The organism is Streptomyces sp. NPDC012769 (assembly GCF_042901205.1).
In the GTDB taxonomy this organism is placed as follows: domain Bacteria; phylum Actinomycetota; class Actinomycetes; order Streptomycetales; family Streptomycetaceae; genus Streptomyces.
Map to the genome: position 1 here is coordinate 343,472 of NZ_JBIBCP010000006.1, position 12,599 is coordinate 356,070.

At 69.7% G+C, this 12,599-nt stretch carries 19 protein-coding genes; 17 read left to right on the forward strand and 2 right to left on the reverse strand.

Annotated elements, in window-relative coordinates; all coding sequences use genetic code 11:
- Positions 1–81: 81 nt before the first annotated feature.
- Together ACFY7C_RS30165 and ACFY7C_RS30170 are read right to left on the reverse strand one after the other, a co-directional pair.
- On the reverse strand, positions 82–2,076 hold the full coding sequence (locus ACFY7C_RS30165) for a PIG-L family deacetylase (RefSeq protein ID WP_389656381.1): 1,995 nt from the start codon (positions 2,074–2,076) through the stop codon (positions 82–84).
- 88 nt (positions 2,077–2,164) lie between these two features.
- The gene (locus ACFY7C_RS30170) at positions 2,165–2,959 is read right to left on the reverse strand and encodes an RNA repair domain-containing protein (protein WP_389656383.1); all 795 of its coding nucleotides are present in this window, start codon (positions 2,957–2,959) and stop codon (positions 2,165–2,167) included.
- A 136-nt stretch (positions 2,960–3,095) separates the two neighbouring features.
- Here ACFY7C_RS30170 and ACFY7C_RS30175 point away from each other — a divergent pair, with 136 nt between their 5' ends.
- The 17 genes from ACFY7C_RS30175 to ACFY7C_RS30255 all read left to right on the forward strand — a co-directional run bounded on the left by ACFY7C_RS30175 (position 3,096) and on the right by ACFY7C_RS30255 (position 12,523).
- A complete protein-coding gene (locus ACFY7C_RS30175; RefSeq protein ID WP_389656386.1) occupies positions 3,096–4,277 on the forward strand; it encodes a hypothetical protein in 1,182 nt (393 codons plus the stop codon).
- A 34-nt stretch (positions 4,278–4,311) separates the two neighbouring features.
- Positions 4,312–5,277, forward strand: coding sequence for a hypothetical protein (locus tag ACFY7C_RS30180; protein WP_389656389.1), 966 nt, complete (start codon positions 4,312–4,314; stop codon positions 5,275–5,277).
- 445 nt (positions 5,278–5,722) lie between these two features.
- On the forward strand, positions 5,723–6,031 hold the full coding sequence (rpsJ, locus tag ACFY7C_RS30185; RefSeq protein ID WP_003948644.1) for a 30S ribosomal protein S10: 309 nt from the start codon (positions 5,723–5,725) through the stop codon (positions 6,029–6,031).
- A gap of 13 nt (positions 6,032–6,044) precedes the next feature.
- Positions 6,045–6,689, forward strand: coding sequence for a 50S ribosomal protein L3 (gene rplC, locus ACFY7C_RS30190; RefSeq protein ID WP_389656392.1), 645 nt, complete (start codon positions 6,045–6,047; stop codon positions 6,687–6,689).
- 4 nt (positions 6,690–6,693) lie between these two features.
- Positions 6,694–7,344 (forward strand): 50S ribosomal protein L4, encoded by a 651-nt coding sequence (gene rplD / locus ACFY7C_RS30195; protein WP_389656395.1) that lies wholly within the window; start codon positions 6,694–6,696, stop codon positions 7,342–7,344.
- A complete protein-coding gene (rplW, locus tag ACFY7C_RS30200) occupies positions 7,344–7,667 on the forward strand; it encodes a 50S ribosomal protein L23 (protein WP_265864044.1) in 324 nt (107 codons plus the stop codon). The genes rplD and rplW overlap by 1 nt, the downstream gene beginning before the upstream one ends.
- 39 nt (positions 7,668–7,706) lie before the next feature.
- A complete protein-coding gene (gene rplB / locus ACFY7C_RS30205) occupies positions 7,707–8,543 on the forward strand; it encodes a 50S ribosomal protein L2 (protein WP_352079964.1) in 837 nt (278 codons plus the stop codon).
- A 12-nt stretch (positions 8,544–8,555) separates the two neighbouring features.
- Positions 8,556–8,837 (forward strand): 30S ribosomal protein S19, encoded by a 282-nt coding sequence (rpsS, locus tag ACFY7C_RS30210; RefSeq protein WP_282694361.1) that lies wholly within the window; start codon positions 8,556–8,558, stop codon positions 8,835–8,837.
- A 43-nt stretch (positions 8,838–8,880) separates the two neighbouring features.
- Positions 8,881–9,228 (forward strand): 50S ribosomal protein L22, encoded by a 348-nt coding sequence (rplV, locus tag ACFY7C_RS30215; RefSeq protein ID WP_009327087.1) that lies wholly within the window; start codon positions 8,881–8,883, stop codon positions 9,226–9,228.
- Positions 9,228–10,061 carry a 30S ribosomal protein S3 gene (rpsC, locus tag ACFY7C_RS30220; RefSeq protein ID WP_362523674.1) on the forward strand — a complete coding sequence of 278 codons (834 nt, stop codon included), beginning with the start codon at positions 9,228–9,230 and terminating at the stop codon, positions 10,059–10,061. The genes rplV and rpsC overlap by 1 nt, the downstream gene beginning before the upstream one ends.
- 5 nt (positions 10,062–10,066) lie before the next feature.
- On the forward strand, positions 10,067–10,486 hold the full coding sequence (gene rplP, locus ACFY7C_RS30225; protein ID WP_030494257.1) for a 50S ribosomal protein L16: 420 nt from the start codon (positions 10,067–10,069) through the stop codon (positions 10,484–10,486).
- Positions 10,486–10,710, forward strand: a complete 225-nt coding sequence (gene rpmC / locus ACFY7C_RS30230) for a 50S ribosomal protein L29 (RefSeq protein WP_128985131.1) — start codon at positions 10,486–10,488, stop codon at positions 10,708–10,710. Before rplP ends, rpmC begins: the two co-directional genes overlap by 1 nt.
- Positions 10,710–10,991, forward strand: coding sequence for a 30S ribosomal protein S17 (rpsQ, locus tag ACFY7C_RS30235; RefSeq protein WP_362362156.1), 282 nt, complete (start codon positions 10,710–10,712; stop codon positions 10,989–10,991). The genes rpmC and rpsQ overlap by 1 nt, the downstream gene beginning before the upstream one ends.
- A gap of 104 nt (positions 10,992–11,095) precedes the next feature.
- Positions 11,096–11,464: a 50S ribosomal protein L14 gene (gene rplN, locus ACFY7C_RS30240; protein WP_003956455.1), complete on the forward strand. Its 369-nt coding sequence runs from the start codon at positions 11,096–11,098 to the stop codon at positions 11,462–11,464.
- 2 nt (positions 11,465–11,466) lie between these two features.
- Positions 11,467–11,778, forward strand: a complete 312-nt coding sequence (rplX, locus tag ACFY7C_RS30245) for a 50S ribosomal protein L24 (protein ID WP_389656402.1) — start codon at positions 11,467–11,469, stop codon at positions 11,776–11,778.
- A complete protein-coding gene (gene rplE, locus ACFY7C_RS30250; RefSeq protein WP_265864084.1) occupies positions 11,775–12,332 on the forward strand; it encodes a 50S ribosomal protein L5 in 558 nt (185 codons plus the stop codon). Before rplX ends, rplE begins: the two co-directional genes overlap by 4 nt.
- Positions 12,333–12,337: 5 nt before the next feature.
- Positions 12,338–12,523, forward strand: a complete 186-nt coding sequence (locus ACFY7C_RS30255; RefSeq protein WP_003956452.1) for a type Z 30S ribosomal protein S14 — start codon at positions 12,338–12,340, stop codon at positions 12,521–12,523.
- Positions 12,524–12,599 lie beyond the last annotated feature (76 nt).

Genomic DNA, 12,599 nt, shown 5'->3' on the forward strand with positions numbered 1-12,599 from the left:
CAGGGCGCGTTCGGGCCCGCCTCCCTTCCGGGAGGCGGGCCCTTCGCATGCCCCGGCACGACCCGGCACGACCCGGCACGGTCAGGGCCGCCACACCCACGGGCGCGCGTCCGCGCCCATGCCGACCGCGACCGCGCCCCGGTGCAGGACCGGATCGCCGGCCGGGACGGCCCCTTGCGTACGGGTGTGGAGCCGGCCGTCGCGGTGCAGCTGGACCCGGTGGCGCTGGTCGCGGCCCAGGAGGACGGGGCCCGTGGCGCCGGGGGCGGCGGTGAGCAGGCCGTAGCCGTCGAAGGCGGGCGCCGTGCCGGGCGTGGCCCGGAGGGCGGCCTCGGCAGGCGCGCGGGAGAACACCTGGATGCCGGCCGGGCCGGGGGAGGGGACCGCCGCGACCGGGTCGCCGGCCAGGGGCAGCGGCTCCTCGGGGGCGCCGTCGACCCAGTGCCGTACGGCCGTGCCGCCCGCCGCCAGCACGTGCACCCGGCCCGAGGCGTCGACCAGCGCCGTCAGGCCGTCCTGGACCTCCTCCTGGGCGGGCAGCGCCCGCCACGGGCCCCAGGTGCCGTCGGCCGCCCGTACCCGCGTCGAGACGCCCTTGTCCGCGTTCCGTACGAAGAGATGGACCCGTCCGTCGGGGGCGGTGACGGCCACCGGCGCGCCGATCCGCCGCCCGCGGTCGTCACCGCGCTCGGGATTGCCGAGGCCCCGCCAGGCGAGGAACGGGCCGCCGGGGGAGCGCTGCTCCAGGAGGACGAGCTCGCGCCGGTTGGCGCCGCCACGGCCGGAGAGGGCCGCGAAGCGCACCCCGAAGAGCAGCACCCGGCCGTCGGCGAGGGACGCCGTGGCGAGCGCGGGCGCCAGCGGGCCGCCGCCCAGATCCTCGGGCTCGGCGAACCGGCCGGAGCCGGGGGAGACCTCGCGCCAGCGGACCGCGCGCAGCCCGAGCACGCCGTACGCGGCGAGCCGCCCGCCCGGCTCCTCGGCGACGGCCGGGCCGGCGGCGGGCCAGCGATAGTGGGTGGACCGCACCCATCCCTTCTTGTTGGTGAGCGGCCGGTCGCCGCCGACGCCGTAGTCGCCGCAGCCGGAGGGGTTGCCGCAGTCCCAGGACGGGTCGCCGCCGTACGGGACGAGGTGGGCGGCCTTCTCGGCGAGGGCCTGGGGCGGGAGGTTCTTGGGCCAGTGGCGGTTGTAGTAGCCGCGGAAGGCGGTGGTGGTGAAGGACGGCACCGGGTCGCCGGCGGCGGTGGCGTCGGCGACCCGGCGCAGCAGCGCGGCCCAGGTGAAGCAGGCGACGGCGGTGTGATCGCCGTGGTCGGAGTAGCCGGGCTGCTCGCTGTCCCGCTTGCGGGTGGCCTCGTCGCTGATCTGGATGTCGGGATCGGGGTCGAGCGTGTGCACGACGGTGGGCCGGTAGCGGGCGAGGAGACCGGCGAGGACCTCGATCAGCTGACCGTGGTCGTAGGTGGAGGCGCGGGTGACCGGGGAGTCGGCGGACAGATGGGTGCGCAGTTCGAGGGCCCGGTCCTCCCACAGGGCGGGCAGCGCCATGTAGCGGCGGGTGGTGTGCATGGGCAGGCCGAGGAAGACCAGCTCGACCCGGCGCCCGCCGTGGACGAGGGTGTCGACCTCGCCGTGCCGCCCGCCGGCCAGGGAGACCACCCGCTTGTGCCAGGGCGCGAACTTCTCCGCGCCGAGCGCTTCCGCGTACGCCTGCCGCAGCCCCTGGTGCCGGGCGGAGGAGTACGCGGCCTTGTCGGGCGGTGTCTCCGGCATGCCCTTGATCCAGTTCTTGCCGGTGTGCTCGCCCGCGGTGACGTACACGGAGACGAGCGGGACCCCGGCGTCGAGCAGCCGCTGGGTGTCGGGGTTCATGAAGTACAGGTCGTCGTCCGGGTGCGCGGCGAACTGCATGAGCAGCGCCCGGCCGGCGCTGTGCGCTATCGGGCGGCCGGGCGCCGGGTCGGCGGTGGCCGCGCTGCTCGGTGGCGCGGGTACGGTGCAGCCGGCGACGGCCGCGGCGACGGCGACCGATCCGGCGAGAACGGTGCGCCGCGCCACTCTTCTGTTGTCCACCGGTCGTCGATCCCCCGTGCGTGTGCGCAGCTCGTGTGCGTGTCGTGTGTCCGTGCGTCTGGCTAGACGGATTTTCGGTGACCGGGGTTCACGCGGACGCGGCGGTACCGCCGAGCGGGACGGTCGCCCTCACCCGCATGGGCCCGTCGCCGCGCCGGGCCAGCAGCACCAGCTCCTCGACCCGGACGCTCATCGTCCCCAGCAGCTCCTCGCACCGTGCCGCCAGGGCGGCGGGCTCACGGCTGCGGCCGAGCGACAGGTGCGGGGTGAAACCGCGGTCGTCGACGCACAGCGGGAACCGCTCCTCCAGTGCCTCCCGCATCCGCTGCCACGGCTCGGGGCCGGCCGCCGCCGGGTCGAGCCAGACGGTGGCGTCCGTACGGTGCCGGAACCAGCGCACCCCCTGGAGGCGGGCCCGGAACGGCGGGACGGTCCGCAGGGCGGCCGCGACCACCGGGATCGCCCGCAGGAAGTCGGCCTCGGCCACGAACCCGTAGACGACGTTGACGTGCGGCGGCCAGCGCCGGATCTGCCGGTCGTGGACGCGCCGGATGCTCTGGATCGGCTCCCACAGGCCGGGAGGCGGCAGCCATGCCAGGGCCGTCCGATAGGTGGGTGCGACGGCCAGCACATCGGCGTGGACCCGGCCCGCGGGTGACGCGTCGAGCCGGTCGAGCCCGCTCGTCCGGTCCCAGAGGAGCTCGCCGTCGGCCTCGAAGAAGAGTACGCGGTGCCAGGGGATGTCCCCGCCGGGCACGAAGTCCACCAGGTCGATCCGGGTCGGCCGGTCCGTTCCGCGCTCGGCGATGCCCATGACGAAGCGCTCGGCGTCGAGGCGCGGGTCCCACAGCACCCGGTGGTAGATCTCGTCGCTGGTGCGCATGCCCCGCCTCTGCCCGGGCCCCGCCGGTCACGAACGGATCGGTCACGAACAGATCAAGAGCCCTGGCCTGCCTCTTCCGCCCGTCGGGCGGCATGAGAACGTCCGGATCGCAACGTGCAGCACAGGGGTGGGGAACATGGACGACAAGCCGTCGGACAAGCCGTCGGTCTCCGACGCGGAATGGGCCGCGTTCGTCGAGGCCGCGCGCGAGCAGGGCCTCGGCACCGAGGAGCAGGATCGGGCGCTGCGCAAGGCCCGGCCGCCGAAGCGACCGAAGCCGCCGAAGCCGCCGAAGCGGCCCAAGGCGCCGAAGCGGCAGGAGCCGGCGGGCTGGCGCACCGGCCCCGCCTGGCAGGAGATGAACGGCCGCGCGACCCGTCGGCGCCGGGTCAAGGCGATCCTCGGCGTCTCGCTGGCGGCCGCGCTCGCCCTGGTCGCCGTACGGCCCCAGCTGGTCACCGGCCTCCTCCCGGACAGCGCCACCTCGGCCCTGCCGTCGAGCTGGACCGACCGCCCCGAGGACACCACGCCCCTCGCCGCCGAGACGGCCGCTCCGACGGCGGCCCCGGAGTACGTCGACCCCGACCGCCCGACCCTGAAGGAGCCCTTCCGCGGCTCCCCGGCCCTGCGCTGGGCCGACGGGGCCGCGGGAATCGTGCCGCCGGCGGCGAAGGCGACCGGCTGGATGTCGAAGTCGCAGGTCGAGGCCGCGCTGAAGCGCTCCAAGGACTTCCTGGTGGCGGCGAACCTGGATCCGGCGGTGCTGAGCGGGAAGCGACCGGTCAAGGCGATCGCCCTGCTCGATCCGAGGCAGGAGGACGTCCGGGGGAGCGTCGACCGCATGCTCGCCGCGCCGAGCGAGAAGCACAATCCGATCTGGCTGTTCAGCCGCTTCGATTCCGCCGAGGTGCGGATGGTCGGCGACGTGGTCAAGACGCGCGGCCACATGACGCTGGCCGAGGGGAAGCGGCCGGGGGAGGTGCTCGTCCGGGCCGACTACACCTTCGTGTACCCGGTGGTGAAGACCCGCCCGGGATCCGACGAGGTGGCGCGCTCCATCGTGCGCCGGCAGATGACCTTCGCCCTGTACGACCCGACCAGGATCCAGGCGACCCCGGGCAAGCTCTACGTGCTCCGTTGGGACGCGTCCGTGGGCAACGACGCCTGCTCCCGGCGCGCCACCGGGTTCCTGCATCCGGAGTTCAGCGAGGACTGGGCCACCCAGGCGCCCCGGAGCGGGCCCCACGTCGATCCGTACGACCGGAGCCGGGATCTCGACGAAGAGGCGAAGGCGTGCCACACGGTCACCCGTACCTGAGCCGCAGCACAGAACGACGAGCAGGAGTACGTACATGGGGTGGGACTACGACGGCTACGGCGCCGGGGGACAGAGACAGAGCCCCGGCGCCCGGATGGCCTCCGGGGCCCTCGGGATCGTCGTGGCCGTGGGCCTCGCGATCCTGGTGCTGCGGCCCGAGCTGATGCCGTGGCGGGACGCCGGGGACACGAGTCCGCTCGCCGTCGAGACCGAGCGGCCGTCCGTCGCGCCGTCGGAGGAGACCTTCCCGGACCGGCCGACGCTCCGGGAGCCGTTCAAGGGCTCCCCGGCGCTGCGCTGGGCGGACGGCGCGGCGGGGATCGAACCGCCCGCGGCGAAGGCGACCGGCTGGATGTCGAAGGCGCAGGTCGCCGAGGCGCTGAAGAAGTCCAAGCGGTTCCTGGTCGCGGCCAACCTGGACCCGGCGGTGATCAAGGGCGGAAAGCCCGCAGCGGCGCTGGGGCTGCTCGACCCGAAGGACCCGGACACCCGGGAGGAGCTGGAGCGGTCCCTGGAGCTTCCGACGGAGGAGAACGACCCCACGGCGCTGTTCACCCGGTTCAGCCCGCACGACGTGCGGCAGGTCGGCACCGTGGTGAAGACCCGGGGCCGGATGACCGTGGAGAACGGCAGGGGCGAGGACGCCGGCCTGGTGCTGATCCGCGCCGACTACACCTTCGTCTACCCCGTGGTGAAGGCCCGCCCGGGCGCCGACGAGGTGGCCCGTACGATCGTCCGCCGCCAGGTCACGTTCGCGATAGCCGACCCGGCCAGGTACGTGGCGACCAGGGGCAGGCTGTTCCTGTACGAGTGGCAGGCGAACGTCGGCAACGACGACTGCGACGAGCCTCTGGACGGCTTCCTCCACCCCGTCTTCGACTCGGACCTGATGGCGGACCCCGACGCACCCTCGCCGACCGGTCCCGCCGTCGACCCGTACGACCGGAGCAAGGGCATCGACGAGCTGCCGCAGGAGTGCACCACCTCGTCCCGGACCTGATCACGCGGCCCGTCGAGGGGGGCGCGGCCGCTCACTGGGCGCGCCCCCGTGTGTACCCACGCGTGACGTGGGGTACAGTCTTCGACCCCGATTGGCGGCCGGTAGGTCCCGTATGGCAGACTGTCGGGGTTGCTCGGTTGAGTGCCGATGCTGCGCGCCTCCCGCCGGGAGGACCGGAAGCGAGTCCCACAGTACTCGTCGTCCCTTCTCAGGGGCGGACGTACGGGAATCTTCCGGGAAGTGTCAGCGGGGCGCCGACCAGGCACCCGGTGGGTGTTCCGCCCCCGGCTTCGCGGGTTTGTGGGCCCGCACCCCCTTGGTTGGGAAATCCTTCGGGACTTCTTCGTAGAGGGAGTGCGACACGCCCGACCGCGTGGGTCGGAGGAGGAGTCAAGAGAACCCCCGGGTTCCAGAGCGTTACGAGAGACAGGACTACTGAGTAGCCATGGCGGGACAGAAGATCCGCATCCGGCTCAAGGCCTACGACCACGAGGTCATCGACTCCTCGGCGAAGAAGATCGTCGAGACGGTGACGCGCACTGGTGCGTCGGTCGCGGGCCCGGTGCCGCTGCCCACTGAGAAGAACGTGTACTGCGTCATCAAGTCGCCGCACAAGTACAAGGACTCGCGCGAGCACTTCGAGATGCGCACGCACAAGCGCCTCATCGACATCCTCGACCCCACGCCGAAGACGGTTGACTCGCTCATGCGCCTCGACCTGCCGGCGGGCGTCGACATCGAGATCAAGCTCTGAGGTGACGCGCGAGATGGCTAAGAACATCAAGGGCATCCTGGGCGAGAAGCTCGGCATGACGCAGGTCTGGGACGAGAACAACCGGGTCGTCCCGGTGACCGTCGTCAAGGCCGGCCCGAATGTCGTGACCCAGGTGCGTACGAACGACATCGACGGCTACGAGTCGGTCCAGATCGCCTTCGGCGAGATCGACCCGCGCAAGGTGAACAAGCCCCTCAAGGGTCACTTCGCCAAGGCCGACGTCACCCCGCGCCGCCACCTGGTGGAGCTCCGCACCGCTGACGCCTCCGAGTACACGCTCGGCCAGGAGATCACCGCCGAGGTCTTCGAGGCCGGCGTGAAGGTCGACGTCACCGGCAAGAGCAAGGGCAAGGGCTTCGCCGGTGCCATGAAGCGCCACAACTTCCGTGGTGGCAAGGCGTCGCACGGTGCCCACCGCGTGCACCGCAAGCCCGGTTCGATCGGTGGCTGCGCCACCCCGGGCCGCGTCTTCAAGGGCATGCGCATGGCCGGCCGTATGGGCAACGAGCGCGTGACCACCCAGAACCTGACCGTTCACGCCGTTGACGCGGAGAAGGGCCTGCTCCTGATCAAGGGCGCGGTTCCTGGTCCGAACGGCGGCCTCGTCCTGGTCCGCACCGCGGCCAAGGGGGCCTGAGGATATGAGCACCATTGACATTCTGTCGCCCTCCGGCGACAAGACCGGGACCGTCGAGCTCCCGGCCGAGATCTTCGAGGCCAAGGTCAGCATCCCGCTGATCCACCAGGTCGTCGTCGCGCAGCTGGCCGCCGCCCGTCAGGGTACGCACAAGGTCAAGTCGCGTGGCGAGGTCCGCGGTGGTGGCCGGAAGCCGTACCGCCAGAAGGGCACCGGCCGCGCCCGTCAGGGTTCGACCCGCGCCCCGCAGTTCGCCGGTGGTGGCGTCGTGCACGGTCCCGTGCCGCGTGACTACTCGCAGCGGACCCCCAAGAAGATGAAGGCCGCCGCCCTCCGCGGTGCCCTCTCCGACCGGGCGAACCACTCCCGCATCCACGTCGTCACCGGCGTGGTCGAGGGTGGCATCTCCACCAAGGCCGCCAAGACGCTGTTCGGCAAGATCTCGGAGCGCAAGAACCTGCTCCTGGTCGTCGAGCGCTCCGACGAGGCCGCGTGGCTGTCCGCCCGCAACCTGCCCCAGGTGCACATCCTGGAGCCGGGCCAGCTGAACACGTACGACGTGATGCGATCCGACGACGTGGTCTTCACCCAGGCCGCCCTCGAGTCCTTCGTGTCTGGCCCCAAGGCCGTTGAGACCGAAGGGAGCGAGGCCTGATGTCCGAGGCCACGATCACCAGCAAGACCTTCACGGACCCGCGCGACGTCCTCGTCAAGCCGGTTGTCTCCGAGAAGAGCTACGCACTCCTTGACGAGAACAAGTACACGTTCATCGTCGCGCCCGGCGCCAACAAGACCCAGATCAAGCAGGCCGTCGAGGCGGTCTTCTCGGTCAAGGTCACCGGGGTCAACACGATCAACCGCCAGGGCAAGCGCAAGCGCACCCGCACCGGTTTCGGCAAGCGCGCCAACACCAAGCGCGCCATCGTGACCCTTGCCGAGGGCAACCGAATCGACATCTTCGGCGGCCCGACCGCCTGACGGCGGTCGAGTCGTCCGATATCGGACGAGGACTGAGAAATGGGTATCCGCAAGTACAAGCCGACGACGCCGGGCCGCCGTGGCTCCTCCGTCGCCGACTTCGTCGAGATCACGCGGTCCACGCCGGAGAAGTCGCTGGTCCGCCCCCTGCACAGCAAGGGCGGCCGTAACAACACCGGTCGTGTGACCGTCCGTCACCAGGGCGGTGGCCACAAGCGTGCCTACCGCGTGATCGACTTCCGTCGTCACGACAAGGACGGCGTGCCGGCCAAGGTCGCTCACATCGAGTACGACCCCAACCGCACCGCGCGCATCGCGCTGCTCCACTACGCGGACGGCGAGAAGCGCTACATCATCGCCCCGCGTGGTCTGGCGCAGGGTGACCGGGTGGAGAACGGCCCCACGGCCGACATCAAGCCCGGCAACAACCTGGCCCTCCGCAACATCCCGGTCGGTACCACGATCCACGCGATCGAGCTCCGTCCCGGCGGCGGCGCCAAGTTCGCCCGCTCCGCAGGTGCCTCCGTGCAGCTGCTCGCGAAGGAGGGCTCGATGGCCCACCTCCGCATGCCGTCGGGCGAGATCCGCCTGGTCGACGCCCGCTGCCGCGCCACCATCGGTGAGGTCGGCAACGCCGAGCAGTCGAACATCAACTGGGGTAAGGCCGGCCGTAAGCGCTGGCTGGGCGTTCGCCCGACCGTTCGCGGTGTGGCGATGAACCCGGTTGACCACCCGCACGGTGGTGGTGAGGGCAAGACCTCCGGTGGTCGCCACCCGGTGTCCCCGTGGGGCCAGAAGGAAGGCCGTACTCGTTCGCCCAAGAAGGCGTCGAACAAGTACATCGTCCGCCGCCGCAAGACGAACAAGAAGCGCTAGGAGCGGGTTTAGATGCCGCGCAGTCTCAAGAAGGGGCCCTTCGTCGACGACCACCTCATCAAGAAGGTGGACGCCCAGAACGAAGCCGGCACCAAGAACGTCATCAAGACCTGGTCCCGTCGCTCGATGATCGTCCCGGCCATGCTGGGCCACACGATCGCGGTGCACAACGGCAAGACCCACGTCCCGGTGTTCGTCACCGAGTCGATGGTCGGCCACAAGCTCGGCGAGTTCTCGCCGACGCGCACCTTCCGGGGTCACGTCAAGGAAGACCGGAAGTCGAAGCGCCGCTAAGGCGCGGATCGCAACAGACACGTAAGTAACTGGAAGGACAACCATGGAAGCCAGGGCCCAGGCGCGGTACATCCGCGTCACGCCCATGAAGGCCCGCCGCGTGGTGGACCTCATCCGTGGCATGGACGCCACGGAGGCCCAGGCCGTCCTGCGATTCGCCCCGCAGGCCGCCTCCGTGCCGGTCGGCAAGGTGCTTGACAGCGCCATCGCCAACGCCGCGCACAACTACGACCACACGGACGCCTCTTCGCTGTTCATCAGCGAGGCGTACGTCGACGAGGGCCCGACCCTGAAGCGGTTCCGTCCGCGTGCTCAGGGCCGTGCCTACCGGATCCGCAAGCGGACCAGCCACATCACCGTGGTCGTCAGCAGCAAGGAAGGAACCCGGTAATGGGCCAGAAGGTAAACCCGCACGGGTTCCGGCTCGGCATCACCACCGACTTCAAGTCGCGTTGGTACGCCGACAAGCTGTACAAGGACTACGTCAAGGAAGACGTCGCCATCCGTCGGATGCTGACGTCCGGCATGGAGCGCGCCGGCATCTCGAAGGTGGAGATCGAGCGCACCCGTGACCGTGTCCGCGTGGACATCCACACCGCTCGCCCGGGCATTGTCATCGGTCGCCGTGGCGCCGAGGCCGACAAGATCCGTGGCCAGCTCGAGAAGCTGACCGGCAAGCAGGTCCAGCTGAACATCCTCGAGGTCAAGAACCCCGAGGTCGACGCTCAGCTGGTGGCCCAGGCCGTCGCCGAGCAGCTGTCCTCCCGCGTCTCCTTCCGTCGGGCCATGCGCAAGAGCATGCAGTCCGCCATGAAGGCCGGCGCCAAGGGCATCAAGATCCAGTGTGGTGGCCGTCTCGGCGGCGCCGAGATGTCCCGCTCGGAGTTCTACCGCGAGGGTCGTGTGCCGCTGCACACGCTCCGCGCGAACGTCGAGTACGGCTTCTTCGAGGCCAAGACGACCTTCGGCCGCATCGGCGTGAAGGTCTGGATCTACAAGGGCGACGTCAAGAACATCGCCGAGGTCCGCGCCGAGAACGCCGCTGCCCGCGCCGGCAACCGCCCGGCCCGTGGCGGCGCTGACCGCCCGGCCGGCCGTGGTGGCCGCGGTGGCGAGCGTGGCGGTCGCGGTCGCAAGCCGCAGCAGGCTCAGGCTGCCGAGGCCCCCAAGGCCGAGGCTCCCGCCGCCGCTCCGGCTGCTGAGAGCACCGGAACGGAGGCCTGACCGAAATGCTGATCCCCCGTAGGGTCAAGCACCGCAAGCAGCACCACCCGAAGCGCAACGGTATGTCCAAGGGTGGCACGCAGGTTGCGTTCGGCGAGTACGGCATTCAGGCCCTCACCCCGGCCTACGTGACCAACCGCCAGATCGAGGCCGCGCGTATCGCGATGACCCGCCACATCAAGCGTGGCGGCAAGGTCTGGATCAACATCTACCCGGACCGCCCGCTCACGAAGAAGCCTGCCGAGACCCGCATGGGTTCCGGTAAGGGTTCTCCGGAGTGGTGGATCGCGAACGTCAAGCCCGGTCGGGTGATGTTCGAGCTGTCCTACCCGAACGAGAAGATCGCGCGTGAGGCTCTGACTCGTGCTGCTCACAAGCTGCCGATGAAGTGCAAGATCGTTAAGCGCGAGGCAGGTGAGCTGTGATGTCGGCCGGTACCAAGGCGTCCGAGCTGCGCGAGCTGGGCAACGAGGAGCTTGTCGCCAAGCTCCGCGAGGCCAAGGAAGAGCTGTTCAACCTCCGCTTCCAGGCGGCGACGGGCCAGCTCGAGAACCACGGTCGGCTCAAGTCCGTCCGTAAGGACATCGCCCGGATCTACACCCTGATGCGTGAGCGCGAGCTGGGCATCGAGACGGTGGAGAACGCCTGATGAGCGAGAACAACGTGACTGAGAAGACCGAGCGCAACGCCCGCAAGGTCCGTGAGGGCCTCGTCGTCAGCGACAAGATGGACAAGACCGTCGTCGTCGCTGTCGAGGACCGCGTCAAGCACGCGCTGTACGGCAAGGTCATCCGCCGTACGAACAAGCTCAAGGCTCACGACGAGCAGAACGCTGCCGGCGTCGGCGACCGCGTCCTCCTGATGGAGACCCGGAAGCTGTCGTCGACGAAGCACTGGCGCGTCGTCGAGATCCTCGAGAAGGCCAAGTAATCCCTCCTAGGGGGACCCCCTAGGAACAGTTCCGCCAGGCTCGGTGTGGGGACTCGCGTACGTGAGTCCCCCACCGGGAACCGGCAGACAATCAGGAGATAGACGTGATCCAGCAGGAGTCGCGACTTCGCGTCGCCGACAACACTGGTGCGAAGGAAATCCTTTGCATCCGTGTGCTCGGTGGCTCGGGTCGCCGCTACGCGGGCATCGGTGACGTCATCGTCGCCACCGTCAAGGACGCGATCCCCGGTGGCAACGTGAAGAAGGGTGACGTCGTCAAGGCGGTCATCGTTCGCACCGTGAAGGAGCGCCGCCGCCAGGACGGCTCGTACATCCGCTTCGACGAGAACGCCGCCGTCATTCTGAAGAACGACGGCGACCCTCGCGGCACCCGTATCTTCGGCCCGGTGGGCCGTGAGCTGCGCGAGAAGAAGTTCATGAAGATCATCTCGCTCGCGCCGGAGGTGCTGTAAGCATGAAGATCAAGAAGGGCGACCTGGTCCAGGTCATCACCGGCAAGGACAAGGGCAAGCAGGGCAAGGTCATCGCGGCCTTCCCCGCCGAGTCCCGCGTCCTGGTCGAGGGTGTCAACCGGGTCAAGAAGCACACCAAGGCCGGCCCGAACCAGGCCGGCGGCATCGTGACCACCGAGGCTCCGGTCCACGTCTCCAACGTCCAGCTGGTCGTGGAGAAGGACGGCAAGAAGGTCGTCACGCGTGTCGGTTTCCGCTTCGACGACGAGGGCAACAAGATCCGCGTTGCCAAGCGGACGGGTGAGGACATCTGATGGCTACCACCACTCCGCGTCTCAAGACGAAGTACCGCGAGGAGATCGCGGGCAAGCTGCGTGACGAGTTCAAGTACGAGAACGTCATGCAGATCCCCGGCCTCGTGAAGATCGTGGTCAACATGGGTGTCGGCGACGCCGCCCGTGACTCGAAGCTGATCGAGGGCGCGATCCGCGACCTCACCACGATCACCGGTCAGAAGCCGGCCGTCACCAAGGCCCGCAAGTCCATCGCGCAGTTCAAGCTGCGTGAGGGTCAGCCGATCGGTGCCCACGTCACGCTCCGTGGCGACCGCATGTGGGAGTTCCTGGACCGCACCCTGTCGCTCGCGCTGCCGCGCATCCGCGACTTCCGCGGCCTGTCCCCGAAGCAGTTCGACGGCCGTGGCAACTACACCTTCGGTCTCACGGAGCAGGTCATGTTCCACGAGATCGACCAGGACAAGATCGACCGCGTCCGGGGTATGGACATCACCGTGGTCACCACGGCGACCAACGACGACGAGGGCCGTGCCCTTCTGCGTCACCTCGGCTTCCCGTTCAAGGAGGCGTAAGCGAGATGGCGAAGAAGGCTCTCATCGCGAAGGCTGCCCGCAAGCCCAAGTTCGGTGTGCGTGCGTACACCCGCTGCCAGCGCTGCGGTCGCCCCCACTCCGTGTACCGCAAGTTCGGCCTGTGCCGCGTCTGCCTTCGTGAGATGGCTCACCGTGGCGAGCTGCCGGGCGTGACCAAGAGCTCCTGGTAATTCCCCCTCGCCCGTAGGGCGTTAGGGAACCACAGGAGTCTCTCGGTAAGCATTGGGTTGGCGGAGGCCCATCCCC

What these genes read in the sequence shown, in the direction of transcription:
- ACFY7C_RS30170 (WP_389656383.1), bottom strand. Translation starts at nt 2,959, where the DNA reads ATGCGCACCAGCGACGAGATCTACCACCGGGTGCTGTGGGACCCGCGC.
- ACFY7C_RS30175 (WP_389656386.1), top strand. Translation starts at nt 3,096, where the DNA reads ATGGACGACAAGCCGTCGGACAAGCCGTCGGTCTCCGACGCGGAATGG.
- ACFY7C_RS30180 (WP_389656389.1), top strand. Translation starts at nt 4,312, where the DNA reads ATGGGGTGGGACTACGACGGCTACGGCGCCGGGGGACAGAGACAGAGC.
- rpsJ (WP_003948644.1), top strand. Translation starts at nt 5,723, where the DNA reads ATGGCGGGACAGAAGATCCGCATCCGGCTCAAGGCCTACGACCACGAG.
- rplC (WP_389656392.1), top strand. Translation starts at nt 6,045, where the DNA reads ATGGCTAAGAACATCAAGGGCATCCTGGGCGAGAAGCTCGGCATGACG.
- rplD (WP_389656395.1), top strand. Translation starts at nt 6,694, where the DNA reads ATGAGCACCATTGACATTCTGTCGCCCTCCGGCGACAAGACCGGGACC.
- rplW (WP_265864044.1), top strand. Translation starts at nt 7,344, where the DNA reads ATGTCCGAGGCCACGATCACCAGCAAGACCTTCACGGACCCGCGCGAC.
- rplB (WP_352079964.1), top strand. Translation starts at nt 7,707, where the DNA reads ATGGGTATCCGCAAGTACAAGCCGACGACGCCGGGCCGCCGTGGCTCC.
- rpsS (WP_282694361.1), top strand. Translation starts at nt 8,556, where the DNA reads ATGCCGCGCAGTCTCAAGAAGGGGCCCTTCGTCGACGACCACCTCATC.
- rplV (WP_009327087.1), top strand. Translation starts at nt 8,881, where the DNA reads ATGGAAGCCAGGGCCCAGGCGCGGTACATCCGCGTCACGCCCATGAAG.
- rpsC (WP_362523674.1), top strand. Translation starts at nt 9,228, where the DNA reads ATGGGCCAGAAGGTAAACCCGCACGGGTTCCGGCTCGGCATCACCACC.
- rplP (WP_030494257.1), top strand. Translation starts at nt 10,067, where the DNA reads ATGCTGATCCCCCGTAGGGTCAAGCACCGCAAGCAGCACCACCCGAAG.
- rpmC (WP_128985131.1), top strand. Translation starts at nt 10,486, where the DNA reads ATGTCGGCCGGTACCAAGGCGTCCGAGCTGCGCGAGCTGGGCAACGAG.
- rpsQ (WP_362362156.1), top strand. Translation starts at nt 10,710, where the DNA reads ATGAGCGAGAACAACGTGACTGAGAAGACCGAGCGCAACGCCCGCAAG.
- rplX (WP_389656402.1), top strand. Translation starts at nt 11,467, where the DNA reads ATGAAGATCAAGAAGGGCGACCTGGTCCAGGTCATCACCGGCAAGGAC.
- ACFY7C_RS30255 (WP_003956452.1), top strand. Translation starts at nt 12,338, where the DNA reads ATGGCGAAGAAGGCTCTCATCGCGAAGGCTGCCCGCAAGCCCAAGTTC.